General features: G+C 50.9%; 19 protein-coding genes. 7 read left to right on the top strand and 12 right to left on the bottom strand.

All coding sequences use genetic code 11. The features are described 5' to 3' along the window. The 4 genes from AB1690_06025 to AB1690_06040 form a co-directional block, all read left to right on the top strand. Positions 1-1,373 (top strand): carboxypeptidase regulatory-like domain-containing protein (locus AB1690_06025; protein MEW6014861.1); only part of this gene is annotated, 1,373 nt, incomplete at its 5' end. Positions 1,374-1,691: 318 nt separating this feature from the next. Further along, positions 1,692-2,600 (top strand): hydrogenase 2 operon protein HybA, encoded by a 909-nt coding sequence (hybA, locus tag AB1690_06030; GenBank protein MEW6014862.1) that lies wholly within the window; start codon positions 1,692-1,694, stop codon positions 2,598-2,600. After that, on the top strand, positions 2,587-3,849 hold the full coding sequence (gene nrfD / locus AB1690_06035) for an NrfD/PsrC family molybdoenzyme membrane anchor subunit (GenBank protein ID MEW6014863.1): 1,263 nt from the start codon (positions 2,587-2,589) through the stop codon (positions 3,847-3,849). The genes hybA and nrfD overlap by 14 nt, the downstream gene beginning before the upstream one ends. Positions 3,850-3,853: 4 nt before the next feature. Next, positions 3,854-4,999: a cytochrome c3 family protein gene (locus AB1690_06040; GenBank protein ID MEW6014864.1), complete on the top strand. Its 1,146-nt coding sequence runs from the start codon at positions 3,854-3,856 to the stop codon at positions 4,997-4,999. A 637-nt stretch (positions 5,000-5,636) separates the two neighbouring features. Here AB1690_06040 and AB1690_06045 read toward each other — a convergent pair. The 5 genes from AB1690_06045 to AB1690_06065 form a co-directional block, all read right to left on the bottom strand. Further along, on the bottom strand, positions 5,637-6,458 hold the full coding sequence (locus AB1690_06045; GenBank protein MEW6014865.1) for a hypothetical protein: 822 nt from the start codon (positions 6,456-6,458) through the stop codon (positions 5,637-5,639). A 178-nt stretch (positions 6,459-6,636) separates the two neighbouring features. Beyond that, positions 6,637-7,512: a dockerin type I repeat-containing protein gene (locus tag AB1690_06050; protein MEW6014866.1), complete on the bottom strand. Its 876-nt coding sequence runs from the start codon at positions 7,510-7,512 to the stop codon at positions 6,637-6,639. Positions 7,513-7,582: 70 nt separating this feature from the next. Continuing rightward, the gene (locus AB1690_06055) at positions 7,583-8,362 is read right to left on the bottom strand and encodes an FISUMP domain-containing protein (protein MEW6014867.1); all 780 of its coding nucleotides are present in this window, start codon (positions 8,360-8,362) and stop codon (positions 7,583-7,585) included. Positions 8,363-8,677: 315 nt separating this feature from the next. Beyond that, positions 8,678-12,625: a right-handed parallel beta-helix repeat-containing protein gene (locus tag AB1690_06060; protein MEW6014868.1), complete on the bottom strand. Its 3,948-nt coding sequence runs from the start codon at positions 12,623-12,625 to the stop codon at positions 8,678-8,680. 402 nt (positions 12,626-13,027) lie between these two features. After that, positions 13,028-14,011, bottom strand: a complete 984-nt coding sequence (locus AB1690_06065; GenBank protein ID MEW6014869.1) for a hypothetical protein — start codon at positions 14,009-14,011, stop codon at positions 13,028-13,030. A 32-nt stretch (positions 14,012-14,043) separates the two neighbouring features. On the opposite strand from AB1690_06065, the gene AB1690_06070 reads away from it, so the two are divergent. Then, positions 14,044-15,060 (top strand): DMT family transporter, encoded by a 1,017-nt coding sequence (locus AB1690_06070; protein ID MEW6014870.1) that lies wholly within the window; start codon positions 14,044-14,046, stop codon positions 15,058-15,060. Positions 15,061-15,170: 110 nt separating this feature from the next. Beyond that, positions 15,171-15,923 carry a glucose 1-dehydrogenase gene (locus tag AB1690_06075; protein MEW6014871.1) on the top strand — a complete coding sequence of 251 codons (753 nt, stop codon included), beginning with the start codon at positions 15,171-15,173 and terminating at the stop codon, positions 15,921-15,923. A 100-nt stretch (positions 15,924-16,023) separates the two neighbouring features. On the opposite strand, the gene AB1690_06080 is transcribed toward AB1690_06075, so the two are convergent. The 5 genes from AB1690_06080 to lptB form a co-directional block, all read right to left on the bottom strand. Next, positions 16,024-16,605, bottom strand: a complete 582-nt coding sequence (locus tag AB1690_06080) for a c-type cytochrome (protein MEW6014872.1) — start codon at positions 16,603-16,605, stop codon at positions 16,024-16,026. 356 nt (positions 16,606-16,961) lie between these two features. Further along, positions 16,962-17,321 carry a ribosome-associated translation inhibitor RaiA gene (gene raiA, locus AB1690_06085; protein ID MEW6014873.1) on the bottom strand — a complete coding sequence of 120 codons (360 nt, stop codon included), beginning with the start codon at positions 17,319-17,321 and terminating at the stop codon, positions 16,962-16,964. Positions 17,322-17,432: 111 nt separating this feature from the next. Beyond that, entirely contained in the window at positions 17,433-18,389 is a 957-nt protein-coding gene (glpX, locus tag AB1690_06090; GenBank protein ID MEW6014874.1) for a class II fructose-bisphosphatase, read from the bottom strand. Positions 18,390-18,460: 71 nt separating this feature from the next. Continuing rightward, complete coding sequence (rpoN, locus tag AB1690_06095; protein MEW6014875.1) at positions 18,461-19,873, bottom strand: RNA polymerase factor sigma-54; 1,413 nt, start codon at positions 19,871-19,873, stop codon at positions 18,461-18,463. 155 nt (positions 19,874-20,028) lie between these two features. Beyond that, positions 20,029-20,754, bottom strand: a complete 726-nt coding sequence (gene lptB, locus AB1690_06100; GenBank protein MEW6014876.1) for an LPS export ABC transporter ATP-binding protein — start codon at positions 20,752-20,754, stop codon at positions 20,029-20,031. Positions 20,755-20,893: 139 nt separating this feature from the next. Here lptB and AB1690_06105 point away from each other — a divergent pair, with 139 nt between their 5' ends. Then, entirely contained in the window at positions 20,894-23,071 is a 2,178-nt protein-coding gene (locus AB1690_06105; GenBank protein MEW6014877.1) for a tetratricopeptide repeat protein, read from the top strand. 643 nt (positions 23,072-23,714) lie between these two features. Here AB1690_06105 and AB1690_06110 read toward each other — a convergent pair. Further along, entirely contained in the window at positions 23,715-24,638 is a 924-nt protein-coding gene (locus AB1690_06110; GenBank protein ID MEW6014878.1) for a ketose-bisphosphate aldolase, read from the bottom strand. Positions 24,639-24,799: 161 nt separating this feature from the next. Continuing rightward, positions 24,800-25,070 (bottom strand): hypothetical protein (locus AB1690_06115; protein ID MEW6014879.1); only part of this gene is annotated, 271 nt, incomplete at its 5' end.

A 25,070-nucleotide genomic window follows, 5' to 3' on the forward strand; every position in this document is an offset into this window, starting at 1 on the left:
TATATATTATCGCCGTGAAAATGACAACTTTCCGGTTTCCGCACCCTAAGACCATACCCGGCATCGGCATGCCGATTTCCGGATTTTTGCTTCTGTTCATTTTGCTGCTGCCAGGCTGTACCGATATAGCAACCGCACCTGAACTCAACGGCCCCAGAGTTGACTCCATCACTATTGCGCCCGATTTTATTCTGCCGGGCGGCACCCTGGAACTGGCCGCCTTCGCCTCTGACCCTGAAAACGACTCCCTCCGCTATCGATGGATTACTTATCCGCGGGTCGGTCTGTTCGAAAATGACTCGCTCCCCAATACCAGATTCACCTTCGCCGATTACCTTCGCTCCGGAATGTCGGTGCGGTTTACCCTGACCGTTTATGATGGCAAAGATTCGACCTCGGCGGACCGCTGGGTCACTATCGATACCGGCAAATCGATTTCCGGCCATGTCTTTTTTGAAGGCACCAAAGTTCCTGTTCCCAGCGCCGCTCTGGCGGTGGGCAGCCGCGCCGATACCTCGGATTCTGAAGGCGCCTATGGATTCTTTGACTTATACACCGGGAATTACACTCTGACAGCGGTTAGAGACGGCTTTGACCCGGTGACAGTCGATTTCGAACTTGCTGACAATCTCAGCGCCGACATCTTTCTAACCAGTCCTGCCTATTCCGGCGCCATCAGCGGCATCGTCAGCACCAAAGAAGGGACTCTCCTGGAGAATGTCCGTGTCACTCTGCTTAATCCCGATGGCACCAATTCGCAGATATTCGCTTTGACAGCTTCGGATGGCAGCTACACTCTCCCTGCTGTTCCTACCGGCAACCGCCGGTTGCTAATTGAGGATGGCGGCAATGGCGACTATGATATTCTGGTCGAAGTGAGGGATGTTTTGCTGATGGGACCCTCTTTGAATTACAATATCATCGCCAAGGTGCGCCGTATCGCTTTTCTCTCGCAAGGCGGTCAAACACCGTATCTCTGGGACCTGGCGACTGATGGCTCTTTCACTCCCTGGTTCATTGATGCCGACAACGACTGCCTCCGCTTTGAATTCTGCGTGGCGGAGGATCTGGGACGGCTGGCGATGAAATCGGCCGTGCCGATACCGCGCAACGCCGGAGCGGTCTACTGGGCTTTCGATATTGAATTGACGGAAGCGGCTTGCGAAGTTATCGTATATGTTGATGGGGTCCTGTCTTCCGGCGGAATCTACTGGGGAGGCACCAGACATTACAATATCCATGAACCAATCCGCATCCCGACCGATTATCAGGCAGGCCACAACCTCCTGGTCGAATTCTACGCCTGGCCTCTCCGCACTGGAATCTGCGGCGATGTAAAACTTCATCAGTTCCGCATCGATTACCTCGAATAGTCAACACCCTCAAAATCAACTCCATTCCTTTCAGTCGCCAATCGTTTAATACTTTGCTATATAATAAGTTGGGGTAACCTGTCCATTATTAGGACAATTATTATCATATATTTTAACTTCTCTCAGAAATCGCCGATAATACTAAATAGATGATATTTATCACATTTAGGACTTGACAAGAAAGATAGAGATAGTTATCTTTTTCACAAGGAATATGTAGATTATTCCGAAAGCCTTTTAACGAAGGCTTATATTTTGGAAGGTATTGTGAATTATTTCACAATATATACATAATAGTAGCGGATTTAGGTGATTAAAATGAATAGTAGCCGACGCAACTTCCTGAAACTGACCGCCGCTTCCACGCTCGCGGTTTTTCCGACAAGCGCCGATGCCTCCTCGGGCGAAAATGCCAGGAATTTCGACGACCAGTTTGGCGTCCTGGTCGATACCGCGGTCTGTGTCGGATGCCGCAAGTGCGAATGGGCATGCGACAATGCCAATTCCTTGTCCGACCAGCCGCTCTCCAGTTTCGAGGACAAATCGGTTTTTGTATCGCGCCGTCGCCCCACCGACCAGCGCTACACCGTGGTGAACCAATTCGCCTCCACGAATGACAACCAGAAGAAAAATTATATCAAACTCCAGTGCATGCACTGTAACGAACCGGCTTGTGTTTCGGCATGCATTGTCGGCGCCCTCAAGAAGGAACCGGAGGGACCGGTTTCATATGATGCCTGGAAATGTATCGGCTGCCGCTACTGCATGGTCGCCTGCCCCTTTCAGATTCCGGCGTATGAATATGACAATGCTCTTGACCCCGAGGTTCGTAAATGCACCTTCTGCCTTGAAAAACTTCGCAAAGGAGAAAAACCGGCTTGTGTCGCTATCTGTCCCAATGAAGCCTTGACGTTTGGCAAACGGGGTGACCTTATCAAGATGGCGCAGAGCCGTATCGCTTTGAATCCCGACCGGTATATTGACCATATTTACGGGCAGCATGAAGTCGGCGGCACCTCCTGGATGTACCTGGCGCCGGTCGATTTCGCGCTCACCGACCTGCCGAAACTTCCCGATAATCCAATCCCACAAGCGACTGAAACGATCCAGCATGGCATCTTCAAAGGCTTTATTCCGCCGCTGGCGCTTTATGGATTGTTAGGGCTAGCCATGTATTCTCTGCGTCAACGAAAACAGAACGGAGATAGTGACGATGAGCGCCATTGAACTCCCTCTTCCGGTTCGCGGCAGATATTTTACCCGCGGCGTCAAAATTCTGGCCGGTATCGCCGGCGTTGGAATTGCAGTTTATATCTATCGCCTTCTCTTCGGAATAGGCGCCGCCACCAATCTGAATGACCAGTACCCCTGGGGGCTCTGGATTGCGGTTGATGTCGCCTCCGGCGTGGCTCTCGCCGCCGGCGGCTTTACCACCGCCGCTCTGGTTGAAATCTTCCACAAGAATAAATATCATGCTCTGACCCGTCCGGCGCTTCTCACCGCCATGCTCGGATATACTTTTGTCGTCATCGGGCTTCTCGCTGACCTCGGACGGTACTACAATGTCTGGCATCCGATGCTTCCCTCTATGTGGCAGGGAAACTCGGTTCTCTTTGAAGTCGGCATCTGTGTTATGATTTATCTCACGGTCCTTTATATCGAATTCGCGCCGATTGCCGTCGAAAGGTTCAAGGGAAGAGTCAATCTGCCCGGTAAACTCTCGTTCCTTAACAGGGCCGCGGAGTCCGTCCTCTCGCTCTCGGGGCGAACCCTTAAGAAAACTCTTTTCCTGTTCATTATCGCCGGCGTCGTCCTCTCCTGCCTGCACCAATCTTCGCTGGGCACCCTGATGGTTATTGCTCCGACCAAGATGCATCCCCTCTGGTACACCTCTATCTCGCCGCTCCTGTTCCTCCTTTCCGCCATCATGGTTGGCTTCCCCATGGTTATCTTCGAGTCGCTTTTGGCTTCTCGCTCTTTCAAACTTAAACCGGAATTGAAAACATTATCGTCGCTGGCGCGATATATCCCGGTCTTCCTGGGAATTTATCTTGCCGCCAAAGTTATCGACCTGACCATTCGCGATGCCTGGCTATATCTTCTCGAATTCTCGACACATTCAGTTATCTACATTCTCGAAATCACGCTCGGAGTTGTGGTCCCGATGACAATGCTCTTGAATGACAGAGTTCGCCGCTCTGTTTCGGGCCTCTTTACCGCGGCATCGCTGGTTGTTCTGGGAGTAGTCGCCAACCGGATTAATGTCTTTCTGGTCGCTTACCAGCCCCTTTACGCCGAGAAACCGTATTTCCCGCATATTATGGAAATTCTGGTAACCCTCGGCTTAATTGCCGCGCTGGTGCTGGTGTACCGCTTTATCGTTATGAATTTCCCGGTGGTATCGGTGCATCCCAACGGCCACCAGGGACACCGGGTGCGCCGCATCGATATCGGCCGGACTTCAGAAAAGGTGTGAGGATATGAAATCGCTGCCGGATAAAAGAAAATACATAACCGTCCTGGGAGGGACTCTGTTATTGCTCTCGGCGCTGGCTTACTCACACAATCCGTCGCGCGACGAGATGTCAAAGATGGATTGTCAGGTCTGCCACACCTGCGCCAAGCCGACGGTGGAGGATAACTGTCTTCGCCCCTGCCCGACTCTTCCTATGACCCACGGAGTCGGCGAGCACAGCCTCTCGGAAGCGCCGGAATCGATGTTGCTTGATGAACTGGCGGACCTTTACCAGCCGGTCAAGTTCAATCATAAACTTCATGCCCGAATGGCCGAGATGGGTGGCGACTGCGGCACCTGTCATCATTACAGCCCCGGTGATAAAATTCAACCCTGCAAAGACTGTCACGGGGGAGAGGCTAATCCCGCCAATCTCCGCCAGCCCGGCCTCAAAGGGGCCTATCATCGCCAGTGTCTCAGTTGTCATCGCGAATGGAGCCACGATACCAAATGTGTCGTCTGCCATACCCCCACCGAAGGGAAAGCCCTGGCCGGTTCCGGATTTGACTCCACCGATATTATGGGTATCTCACATCCGGTTATCACCGAACCGGTGAAGAAGACTTATCATACCTCCTTTGAGAAAGCCCCGGTGGTGACTTTTTATCACAAAGAACATATCGACCTTTTCGGGCTCCGCTGTGTTGATTGCCATAAGAAGGAGAATTGCAGCTACTGTCACGACCTGCAGAAAACAAGCGCCATGGCGAAAAGTGAGGAAGAGGTTCACTCCATGTGCAACGGCTGCCATCTGCAGGACCGCTGCACCAAATGTCACGACTCCAAAGAGCGCCCGGCATTCTCGCATGCCAGCACCGGATGGAGCCTTAACAAGTATCATGCCCGCCTCGATTGCCGCGCCTGTCATCCGACCGGACGGCAGATTTCGCGGGTCGATAAAGAATGCGCCGCCTGTCATGCCGGATGGAACTCCGAGAATTTCCAGCATGCCGTAACCGGGTTACATCTTGATGACACCCACAGCGCCATGGACTGCGCCGATTGCCATCTTAACAGAGAATTCACCAGCGCTCCCAATTGCGCCAGTTGTCATGACGACAACCGCAGCGCCCGGGAAATGCCGCCAGGGAAATATATAGGCAAGCTTTAGTGGTTGACGGTTTATCCCACACCCCCGGCAAAAGTCGGGGGTTTTTTATTGCCGCCGCCTTATCCCCTGCGACCAACCTGTCGCCCTCCTTCTCCCTCTACCGCCGCGGCCGCTCATAATCCGCTTCTAAAGTTGCGGCAGGTCTTGCCCCCGATTCCTATCGGGGGTGTGACCTGCCGCCTTAATTCCGCCGTCAGGAGTCACTCCTGACGGTCCTAAAGGATACAGCGCCGTAGGTTAAAATTTCGCGCCTGGCAGATGTCCAGATCTGCTGGTAAATTAATCTTTATCGCGGTGTCAACGGCGTAGCCCAAAATCCCCCCGAGTTACGTGTCCATAGCACGACGCGAGCGGGGGTTTTGACAACCTCCAATTTCGAGCGCCGTCAGGTGTCTCACCTGATGGAACCAGGATTCCAGTTTCTGGATTCCCCCGCCACGGCGGCAGGCGTCTTCACGGGAATGACGGCAGAGAGAACGCTTCTTTCTGCGTGAAAGCCCTCAAGCGCCAGGCACTTGTATCGCTACACGCACAGGGCGAAATTGCGACCTGCCGCCATCGTTCTCCCGGAGGTCGAAACCCTTGCGGTTTCGACTATAACATTATTGCATCAGCAATTATGTTATAAATTCTTGTATCAAAACGGCGCAAACACCCCCGCCCTCACGCTTATACGTGAATACCGCACATTCATATTGCCGCCCCAATCCTTCGCTTCATTCATGAGATAGGAACAGGAAATCACGAAAATCTTATGCACCAGCACTCCAAATTCCAGGCCATAGTGTATGCCGCCTTCGGAAAGAGCCGAGCCGTAAATGCCGGAATAATCGGCGTATCCGAATCTACCGCCCCCAAAGAGGACAAATGGCTCGCTGGTCGGCCTGAAAAAAAACTTCCCTGATGCATAGATCGAATGAAAGGAGAATTTTTCCCCACCCGCGTCTGTTTTTCTGGGAAACTGATATTCTACACCTACTCCGAAGGCAAACTGCTTCATCATGAGCATTCCCTCGGCGCTCGCAAAGAATCCCGTTTTTGTGTCGTTCGGCCCGACTCCAGTGTTGTTCAACGAACCGGGAGCGTCAACCCCCGCCATTGCCATTATCGCCATGTCGAGCCTGGTGCTGCTGCGACGGCGATATTTCCTCCATTCCGTCTGGTTTATCAGATTTCGCCCCGGTTTCTCTATATCAAAGTAATAATCGGTGCTGTCTTCACGAATGACGATTGCCCGTATCTCGCCTCTTCTAAAATAAGATTTGATCTTCTTGCCATTTGCCGACTCCGCCACGATACTGAATACCATATCCTCGTGAAAATGATCTCTCAGTGATTTCTTCCCGCTCAGCCGCCCCTCCACCACTTCACCGTCTTTGAGAATTATCTGATCGGCTTGCACGGTAGAACCGCCCAAGATTAATACAATAAACCAGACTGACGCCACATGCCTTACCATTGCCTCTCCTTCCTGCTCGCAATATCTAAAACTCTGCCTGGAATATCAATCCCTGACCTCGATTTTCCCTTACTCCAAACGCCTGTTCAGCGGCGTAGGTCAAAATCCCCCCGAGTTACGTGTCCAAAGCACGGCGCGAGCGGGGGTTTTGACACCCTCGTTTTCGCCCTCCACCGTCTTAATCCAGGCAACCCCCCAAGGGCGCCGGACCATCTTTAACCAAATACCTTATCAAATATGTCGCATCCAGAATATTAACTCTACCGTCATTGTTGACATCGGCAAACCTGGGCGTGACCGGCGGCGTCTCCCCTCGGAATAGATAAGAAACCGCCACCGTGACATCTATCAGGTTTACTATTCCGTCATTATTAATATCGCCGCACTTTCCGGCTAAAACTACAAACTGGGCACTGGCATATTCCGGCCCGCTGCCGGGGATTATTGTCCGGTATAAGACAGAATCCACCATCTGAACAAATCTTGGCTCGAACAGAGGACCATCATAATTCCTTATTCGAATCACAGCAGTTTGACCCGGGTCAGCTTCCTCCCGTACTTGAAACAGTAAATGGAGCGCCGCTGTCGGCGCACCGCTTTCCGGCGGCAGATGGGGTCTGGTCTGGTCAATCATCAGGTCCAACGGAATAAAGTATATAAACAGCGCCCCGGCGTTTATCGAATCATCCCCCGGATTATGTATCGCGTAGGTATTGTAAACCGTGTCTATTGGACCTCCCGGGTATCTGGAGCCTATCGACATCGTCCTTAGCCCCCGTCCAACCATTTCGAGACTGTCCCATACGACATTCTCATCAACACCAAGCTCCACCGGGCCGAGAAGAGTCGTATCATATTCAACCCGCAATAAAAATCCTGCCAGCGCTTCCTGATTCTTGACTTTCACCGGCATCCGGACCGTTTGCCCCGGCACCCCGGCAAAACCTCCCAGTGCCAGACGATATTGAATGCTGTCTGTTATCATTTGTGCTTCAACGCCCGCGCTTATCATTAGCGCCAGAAGCGCTGCCATCGGAATGGGCGCTCTTACCATCTGCAAATCCACATAGAGATTACTGTTTCCGAATATTCTCCCGTGACTCCAAGAAGAAGAGTCTTCATCACTAATCTTTCACACATCGGACTGAAAATCCTGATCTCTTATGCCTGACGTCCTGGTAGCATCCAGCGAGACTATAGTAGAGCGCCCGAAAATAAGCCATATCGTCATTAAGGTCCCATAGTGTCCAGAAGTATCCAAAGTTGCTGACCAGATTGTAAGCGCCATACATATCGCGCAGGCCGCCCGGCAATCCGGTAAATCCGCTCTCATTGGTAGCGCCGGCGTTTGGCGTGAGCCAGTGCAATGTCCCCGCTTCCTTCAGTTTTCCCCCGGCTATGCTGTCACCGCCGAGGAAATCAACCATGGTTTGCCATTCAGCGCCGTTGGGGATATGCCACCCTTCCGGTGCCAGTCCTCTGAAATCTACCACGGTATACCAGTTATAGAGACGTCCATATGTCGGCACCAACTCCGGCATATTCCAATATTCGCAATAAGCCCCCTCAATAGTTCCTGACCAGTACCAGGTATCTGTTACCCGGGGAATTACCTCTCCATTGCGGTAGTGGGTTACCTTAAGATTCTCCGCCATCCACCACTTGTTGCCTATTTTGACCGTCTTGTAGAGGTTGCCGTCAATATCCCGCATTGTCCCGGTCTCCAATCCGCATTCGGGCGGGAAACCGCTCTTGTACAGGTAACTGATAAGATAGGTTATATCCAGGATGTTAACCACGCCGTTATTGTTGACATCGCCGCAAATCCCCTCAAAACCGGCTTGCGATATTGCCATTGGGAAAAAAGAGATGAGACCGAACAATAATACTGATACTTTATGCATGCTCCTGCCTCCCACTCGTTTTCGCGAACTTTTCTGCTCTGATTCTGTTAGATTTGACCCGTTGCTGATATCTCGACTTTCGACTGTTCCTCTTCCAATATACCGGCAATCGACGATTCGTCAATCGGTTTTTGAGGACGGCATTTATTGCCGGAATATAGAAAGGGTCGGTGACAAAGGCTGTCAGTCCGAGTAGGTCAAAATCCCCCCGAGTTACGTGTGCATTGCGAGGCGCGAGCGGGGGTTTTGACAATCTCCTCCGCGTAGGGATAGCTTCGCGCCTTTTCATCGGGACGGCAGTCTGCATCATCTGGCCTACTCACATCCCACCCTGGGCGAAGCGCCGCTCTTATATAAATAGGCAATCAAATACGTCGCATCCAGAATATTGGTGACGCAATTTCCGTTTACATCCCCTACAATCGTCGGCAACGGCTGGTTGCCGCCTTTATATAGCGCGCTTATCAAAAACGTCACATCCAGAATATTGACCACCCAGTCGCCATTGGCATCCCCCAGTTTCCATGTCCGGAATCCCTGCGTATCCGAGTACAGATACCGACCCGTCTTATCCACCGCTTTCACCTTCCACCAATACTTAGTGCCAAATTGGAGGCTGTCAGCATAACTATAGACGGTGTCAAATAGTTCATCGACCTCATAGGCAAACTGAAAGAGGCTATCAATGGAGATCAGAAATATATATTTCACCGAATCCAGTGGATCAGGGTCTTGAGCCGGCATCCAGGAAAATTTAGGCTTCATGTTATGGTAAGTGTTTGAAATAAGGGGCAATCGATAGATGAGAAACGCCAGCGGTGGTTCTTCCGTCAGATTCACCCAGAATGATTGAGGGAGCGACCAATTAGAGTGCTCGAACTGGTCATATGCTCTTACCTTCCAGTTAAACTTGTCATTTTCGGACAGAGGACTGTTCACCATCCATGTCACCGTATCACCTTGAAGCAGCAAGTCATATCCCGAAGCAACCAGTGTTCCCCCTTTATCTACTTCAAAGTCATAGGAAACCTGGTCGCCTTCGGCGTCTATCGACTTTAATGCATTCAGATTGACTGTCGGAGTATTAATCGATTGCTCTTCTATGGGTGAAACTGTCACCGGCACCTGTGGGATACTATTCATTCTGAATGAAGACTCATGCCAGTTAGACCATGCCGCCCCATTGTGCACTCTCAATCTATAGAAGTATGTCTGACCGTCGTTTAGAGGTAGCCCGGCATAAGTAACGAATGTGTCTGAGCTTGCTACCGGGGAAGGGTTCCATAGTTCAGAGTAAGTCCAGTCAGGGTCATTACCGACTGCTAAATTGAAGGAGTCTTGAGTAACGGGAGGATTCGACGGGTAACTCCAGTAGATATTTGGCGTATGGTCAAGGACATTCATTATGCTTTCGTTTTCGATGCCGTGCCCTGTCAAATCGAACTGACATCCCACATCAAACGCCCCCATCAATACTCCGCAAGAATTATTCTGCGGTGCACACGGAGAGATGTTATAAAGATGATAGTTGCCGGTATCGGGGTAACAGAAAAGCGGGTCGGCGGAAATGTTGCCGTTTACATTGGCCTGGCCTGAAATACAGCCAACCCAGTCACCACCCTCATTATTGAATATATTTGTGCATGAGAATGTACCGCAACCGCTAATGGCACTTGTCGTGGGATAACATTCTACATTGGGATAATTCCTATTTTCAGCAATAAGGCAATTCTCAACGACTGATATCGAGTCTAGAAGTAATGCGCTCGCTACACACGACTGATTATTCACAAAGGTCGATCGCAGAATGTTGCCATGTCCATAAAAAGCTCCACCGCCTTGGGCATAGTCCCGGTAGCAGTTGTTACCTGCAAAGAGACAATTCGTGACTTCAAATGTACCTCTCACTGCTCCTCCGGCCCATCCCGCCGCATTTGATTCAAAGGCACAATTTGTTATTATTCCTTGGCCATATATTGCGCCCCCTCCTGACTCCTGGCAGCGATTACTTCGAAAAACACATGAATCTATAACTAGCCATGAACTGAATCCGCCAATAGCACCCCCTGGGCCACCAAAGGCCTCATTATTGAAAAACTGACACTTGTTGAATGAGATAGTACTATTGATACAATAGACGGCCCCTCCGCCACCTTCATCATCACCATCCGCATAGTTATTACTGAAAATGCAATTTTGTATTGAAGCATTACATGAATCGAAGTAGATAGCTCCGCCAAATGGGCCAAAGGCATTGTCGTCGTTCGTGATCTTAACATTTTCACTATCATTGGTTTCTTTCTTACATATTGAACAACCCGACACATTGTTCTTGAATCTGCAATCACGCACTATTACTCCTGAACCAATGCAATACAGTCCCCCGCCATAATGTCCGGTGTTACTCTCAATCGTGCAATTTTGAATCTTGGGCGATGAACCCAGACATGCAATTACTCCATAGACATCATTTATCGGGCCCGCTAACTGATTGGATATTTTGAAACCATCTAGCACAGTCATACTGTCTTCGTCGTGGTTGAATATAAATGCGCGGCGGGATATAGAGTCTACTGAAACCACTGTAGAATCAGCACCAAACTGAGACTTGAGAAGTATAGTCTTAGCTTTAGTATTAATTTCCTGATTCCCCGGTCCGCCGTATATTCCTGGTCCGACAATAATTGTGTCATTGTCAAGACTCTTGTCGATCCCCTTTTGAATAGTTTTGTAGGGATTCCCCTCACTGCCGTCGCCTATTGAATCATTACCGGTGGTCGCTACATATATAGTGTGTGGTACATATTGGCACCCTACTCCGTAAGCACCAATTAGCGTACTGCAGGAATTGTTCGATGGAGTACAAGTGGAAATGTTTGTTAAGAGGAAATTGCCCGTGTCTGGAAAGCAAAACAGTGGAGAAGCACATATATTTCCATTCGTATCAGCATACTGGGCGACAAAACCTATCCAGTCTCCTCCTTGGTTGCCGTAAATATCTGTGCACTCAATAGAAAGACTTCCCGGCTCAATCAGACAGTCAAGTCCTGAACCAAGCCTGCCGTCTGCAATAATGCATCTATCAATCTGCAGAGTACTTGATTGGCCGTATTTTAGGAAAAGCCCCGAGGCGACACTGGCTTCATTATTAACAATTGTGCAGGAGAGTAATCTATTGTCGTTGCCGTAAGACCATCCGCCCGTAAAAATAGCTCCCCCGGTGTCAGCGATATTATTAGACATAAGGCAATTCTCGATTAATAATCCGCTATATGCGTAGGTTATACTGATGCCCCCCCCTCTTGTCGCTGTATTATCAATGAATCGGCAGTTCCTTATTTCGGCGTAACATTCAATTTGATTGAAGAAAATTCCGCCCCCATCAACAGCGGAATTACCTTGAAACAGGCAGTCCGATACATCGAATCTAAATCCCCTGGTTGACTTCAGCCCCATCTTATCTATTAGAAAATGAGCTCTTAGACCCCCTGAATTATTACTTAAAAAGGATGATTTAACAATTCTATATATGCCTTGAGACTCAGAAGAGACTTGCATGCCACTTCCGTTGTTACTATCAATAACTACGTCAGTCATATTGACCGTGGAATTACTAAATGAACTAATACCATTTCCAGAATTGTCAACAATGTCTGTACTATCAATTGCAACCGTGGAATAGATTATTAAAATACCGCCCTTCATGTTTGAGCGAACGGTTGAATTGGACACGCGAACTTCGCTCCAAGTCTCTTGTATCGCCAATCCATAGTCATTATTACCTTCGATTCTGCAATCTTCTACTTTACTTTCTACTCCAATCTCAGTGCCTTGTATTTCTATCCCAAAGCTCAGACAATTTCTTATATGAAGTTCTTGTAGTATCAAACTAGAGTACAATGAGGTGATGCCCTTATAACCATTGACGATAGTGAATCCTGCTATTGACACTGAATCGCTTTGATGGTTGCCAAGGATGAGTCCGTTGATTTGGGTCGTGCTATCTGCTTGACAATCTATAATTGTTGATTCTGGACCTGATGAAGATGACAACCATATCCTTTTTCCAAAAAATTCCAGATTTCGATTCCCATTTCCAATGTACACCCCCGGCGCCACCAGCACTGTGTCCCCGTTCACCGCCGCATTTATCCCCGCCTGTATCGTCGGCTGCTCCGCCGGCACATGAATCGTCGCAGCAAATAAAACCTGAGGGCAAGCAAAAATCACCCCCAACGCCAATACCATTACGCTCTTTTTCATCCTAACCACCCTTTGCAAGTAATTCGACTTTCGACCGTTCCTCTTTCAATATACCGGCAATCGACGATTCGTCAATCGGTTTTTGAGGACGGCATTTATTGCCGGAATATAGAAAGGGTTGGTGACAAAGGCTGTCAGTCCGAGTAGGTCAAAATCCCCCCGAGTTACTTGTCCATAGCACGGCGCGAGCGGGGGTTTTGACAACCTCCAATTTCCAGCGCCGTCAGGTGTCTCACCTGACGGAACCAGGATTTACCGTTGCGGCAGGTCTTAGTCTCCCGTCTCAGACGGGAGGCGAGGCCTGCCGCCAATTGAATCCGTATCCTGCAACCTCCCCCCAAAAAAAATCGGGCGGCTCACTATTGTGAACCGCCCGATAAAAAACTAATCTCTCAGATATCTCTATTTGCCCGACTCCGGAGCCATCCGGAACCGCGAATAATGCCAGTCCGACCAGGCTTTGCCGTTATGCACCCGCAGCCGCATATAGTACATATCTCCCGCCTTCAGCGGCGGGCCGGCATAGACCACCGATGAATCCTTCGTGCCGATTGCTCCCGGGTCCCACATCTCTGCCAGACGCCAGTCGGCATCAGTCCCGACCCCTATGCTGAAACTGTCCTGCACGTAAGGATGAAGACAGGTCACCGACCACTCAAAGGTCGGCTTGGCGCTCTTGACCTTATTTATATCTTCGCCGCGTAAACCGAGCTTCTGTATAATCGGAAGATTCGGGTCGCCGACATCCCAGCACCAGGGACGCCCCGGTGCAATCGCCGGAAACTGCTGTCCCCGGTCATTGCCGAACGCCCAGTCAAACGAGGGGTCGCCGGTATGAAGCGAATCGATACAGAACCGCCCGGGCGAATCAATCTTGTAATGAATCTCATAAAAGGGAGTCGCGCCCAGTGTCCCGGGGAATCCGGTATTGGACGCGAAAGCATGCCCGAAGAGGTCGGGAAGATTCCCATCCATATTCCCCTGCAAAAATGCCAGCGGCCAGCTGCTGGTATTCCCGAAAAAATTCCAGTAGGTGCCGTCATTGAATCCGTTTTTCAGCGCCACGTTGTCATACGGCGAGGGAAGCACCGCTCGTCCCGGTCCCTCGGGCGCCGCCACTTTGCTGATTTTGGTCAGGTTGGGGGAGTAGAACTGCAGACTGAAACTTCCTCCCAGCATAGAATCAGATGGCGGGCAGGTATAGTCGAATACGATATCGATATAAAACGGCTCGCCCATTTTGATCTTACTGTACTCTCCGGCTTTAAACAGGAACTTCTCCGGAATGCTGGGATATACCCGGATCGTGTCACCCAGCGCCGTGACCTGGCCGAACATGAGCAGTAATAAAAATAAGGGTAGAAACAAACTCCGTTTGATTCTCATCACTCACTCCTTCCACTTGTGAACTCAAATCAATGCCACAATATATTCCTGTCACCCGATTCGTCAACCGATTTCTGCGCCAGCCATTTAATCCAATCGCAACCTTCATCTCCTTATACACCTTGACCTTCTCCAAAACATCGCTAATTTACCCCACTATGTCCCGCTTTCGCGCCATATTGTCGCCGCTTTTCACCAGCCTCACTTTTGCCGGAAGTTTCGTTGCCGCTAAATATGCTATTGCCGCCCTTGACCCGATCGCCATCACCTTCTATCGCTACCTGGTCGCCCTGCTTTTTCTGACATCTCTTATGCTCTGGCAGAAACTTCCCTGGCGCGGCGGTCTGACCCGTCTTGACTTTTTGAAACTGTTCCTTATGGGTCTGACCGGAATTGTCGGCTACCACTATTTCTTTTTCCTCTCCCTGCGCTATACGGCGGTGGCGCATTCGGCAATCATCAACGGTTTCAGCCCGGTGGTCACCGGTCTTCTGGCCGCGATATTTATCAAAGAAAAACTGACTCTCAAAAATTACCTGGGCGTCATCATTGCGATTTCGGGAGTGATGATTCTTATCACTGACGGCAACCTGCAGATTCTTTTCACGCTCGGATTCAACAAGGGCGACCTCCTGATGCTTTGCGCTGTCTTCTGCTGGGGGATTTATGCCGTCATCGCCCGCCGGCTGCTGGAGAAACATCCCAGCCTGACAGTCACTTTCTACAGCGCCTTCTCCGGGGTGTTGATATTAACGGTGCTGACTGTGGGGGACAATCCTGTTCCCGATATAGCCGCCTTATCGCCGGTGGTGCTGCTTTCCATTCTTTACATGGGGTTGATTGCCTCCGGCATCGGATACTATCTTTACAATATCAGCATCCGCCAGATAGGTCCGACCCGCACCTCCAGTTTTGTCAATAGCGTGGTGCCGGTGGCGGTTTCTATCCTTGCCTTCCTGTTCTTTCAAGAGCCGCTTCGTCCCATTATGGGGTTGAGCATTCTGCTCATAATCATTGGGCTTCGACTCATGCTGCGTCACTCAGATTAGTCTGATTTTACTCGTTTGGGCATCATTCTATAGCAAGACGTTTTATAGTTTGGCTCATCCTGCCAGAGAACGGAACGTATAAAGTTCAGATCAATTAGGAGGACACACTTATGAATTCCACAAGAAAAGTCGCTCTTGTTACCGGCGCTTCTTCCGGAATCGGCAAAGCGGTCGCCGACTTATTTGCGCGCGATGGCGCTGCGGTCGTCGTATCCGATATTAATCATGAAATGGGAGAGAAGACCGCCGCCGAGATTCGTCAGCGCGGGGGAGAAGCATTCTTCATTTCCGCCGACGTCTCCAACCCTTCCGACTGCGAACGTATGGTCCAATCAACTTTGGAGCGATACGGCCGCCTCGATTATGCCTGCAACAATGCCGGTATCGGCGGGGAGCAGAAGCCGACCGCTGATTGCTCCGTGGAAGGATGGCAGAAAACTATAGGCATTAATCTATCGGGGGTCTTTTATTGCCTGAAATATGAGATACCGGCGATGCTCCGGAATGGCGGAGGAGCCATAGTCAATATGGCATCCATTCTGGGCGCCGTCGGCTTTGCCAACGCCGTCGCTTATGTAGCCGCCAAGCACGGCGTCCTCGGGCTGACCAAGACCGCCGCGATGGAGTATGCCACCAAAGGTATTAGAGTCAATGCCGTCGGTCCCGGATTTATCAGCACTCCTCTCATTCAAGACCTCGAAAACGACCCCCAGTCCAATCAGATGCTGATTTCTCTCCATCCCATTGGTCGGCTCGGCAGACCTGAAGAAGTTGCCGAGTTAGTCGTCTGGCTCTCCTCAGAAAAAGCCTCTTTTGTAACCGGCGCCTATTACCCGGTCGATGGTGGCTATCTGACGCGATGACACCGCATATTGGAGAAGGAAGGGTCGCTTTACTTCTCAAAAACGAACACCGGCGGATATGATATCCGCCGGCTCTCTCTGCTGTCTAATTGATGAGTTGCTACTTACCGGCCGGTGGAATCGGTAATGGTACCTGATTGGAGACCGGCTTCAAGGATTTGAGATAAGCAAAAATATCGCGCAAATCTTCATCGGGAAGTTCCGCCAGATTGAACCACGGCATCGGGGGAAGAATCGGTCTTCCGGCGCCCATATGTTTGCCGGTGCGCATCGCCTTAATAAAGGAATTCTCGGTCCAAGCGCCGATTCCGGTAAGATTATCGGGCGTCAAATTCGCCGCAAAGGAAATCCCCCACGGCCCCGTCCAGGCGGTAAAATGATGATTGGTTGCCGCCACCCAGCCGTTCTCGCTCAGGACTCCCTGAGGGAATGTCGGCACCGTCTCTTTTGCCGGGTGCCCGGAGAGAAGCCGCGAACTGTCCGGAACCGGGCCCTGGGCGGTCATTACCTTCGGCGAGTGACAATCGTGACATCCCCCGACCGTAACCAGCAGGCGTCCCCGTTCAAGCTGCTCTTTGCTGTACGCCATAGCACCTTCCTTTGAAACCACTATCGAAACTATCAGGAGCAACAACACTCCAGCAAAGCTGATAATGGCGGCAAATCTTGCTTTGCCAGACATCAAACCATCCTCCTTATTTTAAGTTGTACCGCTGTGAAAAGAAACCGGCCAAACGAGCCGAAATTTGCTTTTCAGCCCTACCGCCTCTCAGAAACCCCGCATAGCCGTCTCAGATATCATCGACTATACGAATCCATAAATGGTCTTTGTTGGAATTATCCTGACTATTTTGCACTTATAATGCAAATAAATGGATGATAATTATCCACAATCGCCGGACTGATGACCTTCTTCGCCGGGCGGGTCATTTCTACCCTGCCGGCGAGGCGATATACCCCCGCCTTGAAAATCTCTCCCATAAAAAAATCCCCGCTTCCGCGGGGATTTCTTAACATTCTTACCACTTCCGGCAAAATTCAAACATCCACCGAGTCGTCATCTGTCTTAGGCTTGGTGATTTTCTTGACCGTGGCGTCGATTTTATCGGGATGTTTCTCTTTCAATTTTCCTTTGTACTTCTTCAGCTGCGTCTTCACCTTGTCGATAGCCATCTCAATGGAGGCATACATATCATTGCTGTCGCCTTTGCCGGTAATGGTATCCTTATAGACCTTAACCTTGATTTCTGCCGATTGACGGTATTTTTCTACGTCCAGAATCACTTCCGTAGAGATAATATTCTCGAAATAGCGAGTTAGCCCATTTACCTCCTTTTCGATATTCTGTTTCAGTTGTGGAGTCAGGTCAAAATGTCTGGCGGTAATCGAGATGTTCATAATGCCTCTCCTTTCACCCTGCCCGTTCAATTATTGCCCCGTCGGTGACGGGGATTATCATATCCTATTTGATTTTACAATCATATTTCATAATCAGTAGTGCCGACTCTATCAGTAAGTCGGCGCCGTCTCAAAAAAATGCTCGGCGGTGATATAACGACGGGTTCCGGAAACCTGCCGCAGCACCAGTGAATGGGTGACGGCGCCACCCGGTCGAAAGACCACCCCTTTGAGAAGATCGCCGTCGGTTACGCCGGTGGCTGCAAACATTATACCGTCGCCGCAAGCCAGTTCATCGGCATGGAATATCTTCTCCAGGTTCTTAATCCCCATCACCTGCGCCCGGTCTCTCTCCTGCTGATTGCGGAAGACCAGCCGCCCCTGCAGGGCGCCGCCGATACAGCGAAGCGCCGCCGCCGCAAGAACTCCTTCCGGCGCCCCGCCGATGCCGAGAAGCAGGTCAACGCCGGTGTCGGGAAGGGCCGCCGCAATTGCCGAGGAAACATCACCGTCAGGAATCAGATGTATCCGGGCGCCGGTTTTCCGTACCCGGGCAATAAGTTCACTGTGACGATCCCGGTCAAGAATTACCACGGTGAGATTCGATATCCGGTATCCAAGGCATTCGGCGACTCTTCCTATGTTTTCCTCAGGGGATTGGCGCAGGTCGATTGCTTCGGCCGCTTTTGGTCCCACCGCAATCTTCTCCATGTAAGTGTCGGGGGCGTGCAGAAGTTGTCCGCGGGGAGCAATGGCGATTACCGCCATGGCGTTGGGGCGCCCAAATGCCACCGAATTGGTGCATTCCAGCGGGTCAACGGCAATATCGACGGCCGGGTCGGAACCGTTGCCAACCTGCTCACCGATATAGAGCATCGGCGCCTCGTCCCGTTCCCCTTCCCCTATAACAACGGTGCCCCGGAAATTGATGCTGTCGAAAGTGCGGCGCATCGCCTCGGTAGCGGCGGCATCGGCACCCTCCGGAGAGCCGCGTCCCAGCCAGACGGCGCTTGCCAGCGCCGCCGCTTCGGTCACGCGAATTATCTCCAGCGCCAGATTGCGATCCATTAAATGATTCCCATCCTATGAGAAAGAGAGCCGAAAATTATTAATCGTCAGTGTCAGACGTCGACCGGTCATTATGACGGCTGCACCATTCGCTTGCGGAACCGCGCCGACGGAATCTTGAGCTCCTCGCGATACTTGGTCACCGTTCGGCGAGCCAGTTGTATCTTCTCTTCCTGCAACTTCTGAAATATCTCCTGGTCGGAAAGAGGACGAGCCGGGTCCTCCGCTCTGATTATTTCCTCTATCCGGTTCTTGACATGCCGCTTCGAAAGCTCTTCGCCATCCTCGCTGGCAATGCCGGAATTGAAGAAATACTTTATTTCAAATACCCCCTGAGGTGTCTGCACATATTTTCCATTTGCCACCCGGCTGATGGTGGCGACATTCATATTGACGCGGCGGGCTATATCATCCATTATGAGCGGTTTAAGGAAGGCCGTCCCTTTTTCGAAAAACTCTTTCTGCTCTTCCACTATCGCCTCCATCACCCGAATCATAGTGGTGCGGCGCTGATTGATGGAATTCAGCAGCCAGCGCGCCTGCTCCAGCTTCTCCCGCACATACTTGCGGGTGTCCTTGGAAACCTTGCTGCCCGCTTTCAAGAGCAGTCGATACCCCGGATTGATGCGCAATGAGGGGAAATTCTTGTCGTTGTGATACACCACGTAATCTTCACCAATCCGATCGACTATCAGGTCCGGCACTATCGGAGCCGCCGATGACTCAAAACGTCCATGCGCCGGCGTAGGAGAGAGGCTTTTTATAACATCCATCGCCTGCTGGGCTTTCTCAAACGGTATCCCCATTGAGCGCGAAATCTGAAGTATCGATTTCTTATCAAGAACATTGATATACTGGTCAACTATATTATAGGCGACGGTATCTTTAAGCCCTCTTTCTTCCAGCTGAATCAAAAGCGATTCCCGCAGGTCGCGCGCCCCCACTCCCGGCGGGTCAAATCCCTGAATCACCTTTATCATGCTCTCGATCTTTTCCACCGGAAGTTTCAGCTCTTCGGCCATCTCGGCCGCCGAGCAGACCAGATATCCCTTGGGCGAAATATTCCCGATTATATATTCACCAATCAAATGCTCATCATCCGACAGCTTCAGAAACGACAGCTGCTCCATCAGATGGTCACAAAGGGTTTTCTCGATAACCGGAACCCGCTCATAAGAATCTTCATCTTCTCTCTCCAGTCTCTCCCGGACTTTGTAATCAAGGTCATCCCCCAGATAATTTATCCAGTCAATCTTATCCAGTTTAGGGTCGATATCATTGCCGTCATCGTCGGCGGCAATTTCGTTGATGGTATCAGTCGGCTCGGCCTCAACCGGCTCGAGTTCCTCCAGCATAGGATTGACCGAAAGTTCGTGACGAAGAGTCTGCTCCAGTTTGAGAATAGGCATCTGAAGCATCTTCAGCGACTGAATAAGCTGCGGCGCCAATACCTGCTTTAACTTGAGCTGTAATCCGAGTTTCATATCTAAGTTATTATTTTTTAAGGACTTATCAAGTGTCCTGTCAATCTCTCTCTTTTATATTTTATATCGGTAAAATCGGCGAGCGGTTTTAGCCGTTCCATGTTTATTTTATTGTTTTCTAATACCTTATACTCAGAGTCCTGCTCAATTTCCGCTCAATTGAGACGAAATTTCTCTCCCAGATATATTTTACGCGCTTCCGGGTCCTCCGCAAGAAACTGCGCGGTTCCGGTCTTAAGAATTTTTCCGTCACACATAATATAGGCTCGGTCGCAAATAGATAAGGTCTCTCGCACATTATGGTCTGTTATCAATACACCCAGGCCGGTCTTTGTAAGACGGGATATAATCTTCTGGATATCTTCCACCGCAATCGGGTCGATGCCGGCGAAAGGCTCATCCAGAAGTATGAAGCTTGGTTCCGAAACCAGGGTGCGTGTAATTTCGACCCGTCGCCGTTCCCCTCCCGAAAGAGAATATGCCTTTCTTTTCCGTAAGTGGCTGATATCGAGTTCATTGAGAAGAAACTCCAGCCTCTCCTGCTGCTTCTTGCGGGAAAGACGTCGCATCTGAAGTATCGCCTTGATATTCTCTTCCACAGTCAGCTTCCTGAATACCGAGGGCTCTTGCGCCAGATACCCTATCCCCATTCTTGCCCGCCGATACATAGGCATCTTTGTTATCTTCTTGTCACCTATGAAAACGTCGCCGTCATTTGGGCGAATAAAACCGATAATCATATAAAAGGTCGTGGTCTTGCCGGCGCCGTTGGGACCGAGAAGTCCCACTGTTTCACCTGGATTTACCTCAACCGAAACCCCGTCAACCACCGCCCTTTTTCGGTATTTTTTGACTAATTCAACCGCTCGTAACTGTTCCATCTTCTATATTAATATAAGGGGGTCAGCGATTAAAACAACTTTATTTTGAAATTCAGCATAATATTTGCTAAAGATTGCCGATTATGCTATTTTATGCTCTTGTGCATATAATAGGATATACACTTATAAGGGAATAAAAATGAGAAAACTGGTAATTGCCGTCGTACCGTTAATCCTGCTTTTCGGAAGCTGCTCCAAAGAACAGAAAGTGGACCAGGTTAAGACCGATGAAGGATTGACACAGCTTCAAAAAGGGGAATTTCAGGAAGCCATTAAGACTTTTGCCGCTATTGATTCTGTCAATCCCGGCTCGCCGCAAGGGATTTACGGCAAAGCGATCGCTTTGGAGCGGGAAGGGCTGATACTGGAAGCGATGCATTCGCTCACCCAAATGATGCAGAAGCACTCCAGGTCGGCCGAGGGGTATCGTCTTCTTTCGGAGCTGCAGAGTCGTGACCGACGTCACGACCAGGCCATATTCAACGCCGGCAAATATGCCTCTCTGGTCGGTGAAAACGAATCCTCCGCGGCGCTGATGGCTCAGGCGCTACTTGCCGGAGGTCAGATTGCCAAAGCCGGTGAGATAATCGAAGAAAGGCTTAAAGCAACCGCGTCCCAGCCGGATTTTCTTCTCACCGCCGCCCGCTATTATTTACTGACCGGTAAAATCGAGCGTGCCCGGGAACTTAAAGCGCAGGGGGAAAAAGCCCTGTCTGACAATCCGGTTGATTTTCTCCGAGCCGGAAGCCTGCAGGCTCTAATGGGGCAGACAGACTCGGCCGGATATTTTTTCCAGATGGCGGCAACCAGGCCGAAAGCTGATTTCTATTTCAAAGCCGACGCCGCCGATTCTTTGATATCCATAAAATATTTCCATAAGGCTCAGGAAATTCTCTCCCAACTGGAAAAAGCCAACAGCAAATCGCACCGCATCTTCGCTCTTCGCACCAACATTATGCGCCGGATGGGGAAAGATTTTAACGCGCACCTGATTTATGGCGACGCCGTCTCAGCCAACCCCAATTCTCCCACTATTCTCTCCAACTTCGGGCGCAGCATGCTCACGATTTATCATACCACCGGAGCCGAAGCCCATATGACCAACGCTCTTTCCATGGCTGAAAACGGGAATTATTCCTCCGAAGACCAGGCGTTCATTATGCTCACCCACCTGGAAGCGCTCTGGGGACGAAAAGAAGTCGGTCCCTCGATGGCGGCTCTTCAGCCGCTTTTGGAGTCTATGCCGACTGAGTTTCGGGCGCTTAACCTGGCGGCCGATTTCACCTGGCGGTATGCGCCTCCAGAGGAATCGCGGCATATTGTCAGCACCTTTGAACGGCTGTCTGATGGCAATCCCTACCGCCTTACCCGCGTCGGCGATTTTTATGCCGGCATCGATTCCCTTAAGACGGCCAAAGAGTACTACGACGAAGCCTTGAAACTTGCCCCGAATTTCCACCCGGCGATTAAAGGTCTAATTGGTTTGCTCAAAAAAGTAAATCAGCCCGAACGGTTCATCGAATATCTCTCAACCCTGCCCGAATTTATCTCTATCTATCCCGACTTTGCCGAAGAACGAATAACGACCCTGCGGCAGTTGAAAAGATATCCGGAGGCAATGGAGTTCTCCGAGAAATTCATAAAAGCCGGTCCCGGCGACCTGGAGCGATACCGCATCGGAATCGCCATTGCGGAACAAGCCGGCGATCGCGCCCGGGCGGAGGCATGGGTAAATGACTGTCTTCAGAAAAACGGCGCCGACCCGGAATCATTCGTCATCGCTGCCGATTTCAAGTTGCGCCAGGGCGTTATGACCGAGGCTGATGCTTCGATTCAAAAAGCGCTGGCTCTCGATTCCGGCTGCGTCAACGCTTTCCTCGTGATGGCTAAGCAGGATACCCTCGCCGGAAATGACCGGGAGGCAATGAAACTGTATGAAAAAGTTATCCAGATCGACCAGTTCTCGGCCGAGGCATACAATAATCTCGCCTGGCTGCTTCTCAAGACCGGCGGCGACCCTCGGGTGGCGACCAATCATGCGGCGGCGGCGATATCGTATGACCCGCTGAACGGGCAGAATTATGTCACGCTCGGCTGGTCCCATTATAAACAGAATCGCTTTGACCTTGCCCGGGGAGATTTTGAGCGCGGGCTGCAGATTGCCCCGGAAAACCCGGTGCTGAATTTCTATGCCGGTCTTAATTATATCAAGGACAATAAGCCGGACAAAGCCCGGGAACATTTGAGAAAATCCCTGAACGGCGAACTTCCTGAAGCGCTGAGGAAAGAAGCCGAAGAGAACCTGAAAAAACTCTAATTCAAATCTGATGAATGAATGCGGCGGTCAGATTCTGGCCGCCTTTTTTATCGATGTCTTTCCGGGCCGAGTAGGTCAAAATCCCCCCGAGCTATCTGGACATAACGTGGCGCGAGTGGGGGTTTTGACATTTTTCCGTAGGGGCGAACCGATGCGCGTTTACCGTTGCGGCAGGTCTTGATTTTACGCTGAAATCTGCAAAGCAGATTCATCCCTGGCTCTTGCGGCGTAAAATTGTGACCTGCCGCTCTTTCCTTTATTTCGTGCCTGGCAGATCTCCCCATCTGCTGGTGGATTACATTTACGGTTCTCCCGCGACGTCAGTCCCGCTTCAAGCGGGACCTCCTGACGGAACTCTCCCGCATTGCGTCAATTCGTAGTGAAGTCGGTCAAAATCCCCCCGAGCCATCTGGTCATAACGTGGCGCGAGCGGGGGTTTTGACATTCTTCCTTAGGGGCGAACCGGCGCGTTCGCCCATTGCTGGAATCATCCCCCGATCGAAACGGGGATGATTCTGGGTCGTCACGCGGGTCGACCCCTGCATCCAGTTGCGTCAATTCTTAGTTCCGACTCCTGTCGGAGCGTGAACTGACGCACTTCCTACCGCCCGGTCGGGAACCATATCCCGACCGAACCCCGCTCTCAACCTTTCCCGGCCGACCCGAACAACTGCATCTTGCCGATAATCACCTTCTTGACCGCTTCCCGCGCCGGACCCAGAATCTTGCGCGGGTCAAACTCTTCCGGCTTATTCGCCAGCACTTCGCGCACGGCGCCGACCCAGGCAAGACGCAGGTCGGTGTCGATGTTGATTTTATTTATCCCGAGCGATATGGCCGTTTTATATGCCTCATCCGGCACCCCTTTGGCGCCCGGAAGTTTCGCGCCGTATTTCTGCGCTTTGTCGAGAAGTTCCTGCCCGACTCCGCTTGCCCCGTGAAGCACCAGCGGTATCCCCACCCGCTTCTTGATATCCTCTATCCGGTCAAACGCCAGTTTTGCTTCCCCTTTGAACTTGTAAGCGCCATGCGAGGTCCCGACCGCCACCGCCAGGGCGTCGCAGCCGGTCTCTTTCACAAACTGCTCCGCCTGTTTCGGGTCGGTCAGAAACGCCTCCCGCTCCGAGACTTTGACATCATCTTCTATCCCGCCCAGACGCCCCAATTCCGCTTCCACCGCGATATTCTTCGGATGCGCCATCTTCACCACTTCTCTGGTGATGCGGATATTCTCTTCGAAGGTCTCATGCGAGGCATCAATCATTACCGAGGTAAACCCGCCGTCAATACACTTCTTGGCGTCTTCTATCGATGCCCCATGGTCCAGATGAAGCGCCACCGGCACTGTCAGTTTCGCCGAACCGGTCCGCACAATATTTACCAGATATTCAAAACCGGCATATTTCAGCGCCGATGTTGACGCCGCCAGGATTATCGGCGAATTCATCTCCTGCGCCGCTTCCAGAGCCGACTGCACAAACTCCAGATTGTTGACATTGAACTGCCCAATCGCATATTTCTGCGCATTGGCCGGCTTATACATGTCGCGTAATGATGCTAACGGCATCTAAGGACTCCTTTCAAAACTCAGATATAATTGCCTTACTTACTCCTGATCTTAACAGCCGATAGATTTATTCTTTTCAGCTGTAAGAGAGAATCTAATACAATGGGCTGAAGGGGTCAAGAAGACAAACTGGGGGGAATCTGGAGAAACAAACAGAATCGTCAATTATGGAAGGATGTTATTCGTCGTCCGACCATTTCACCATTCGCTCTGCGAGCCGGGTAGGTCAAAATCCCCCCGAGCCTTGTGTGCACCGCGTGGCGCGAGTGGGGGTTTTGACAGTCATAGATTTTGATGGGCCTTGGTGCCTCACCCACCTGGTGAGTCTTTCCTCTATCGCTACCATTCATCGATTCCATCACCAAAATCCGTATCCAGATTCCTGTCCAATCCGCAAAATCACTATCGAATCGTCGCTGAATCGGCGGGAAT

It is taken from the genome of Candidatus Zixiibacteriota bacterium (genome assembly GCA_040753495.1).
In the GTDB taxonomy this organism is placed as follows: domain Bacteria; phylum Zixibacteria; class MSB-5A5; order GN15; family PGXB01; genus DYGG01.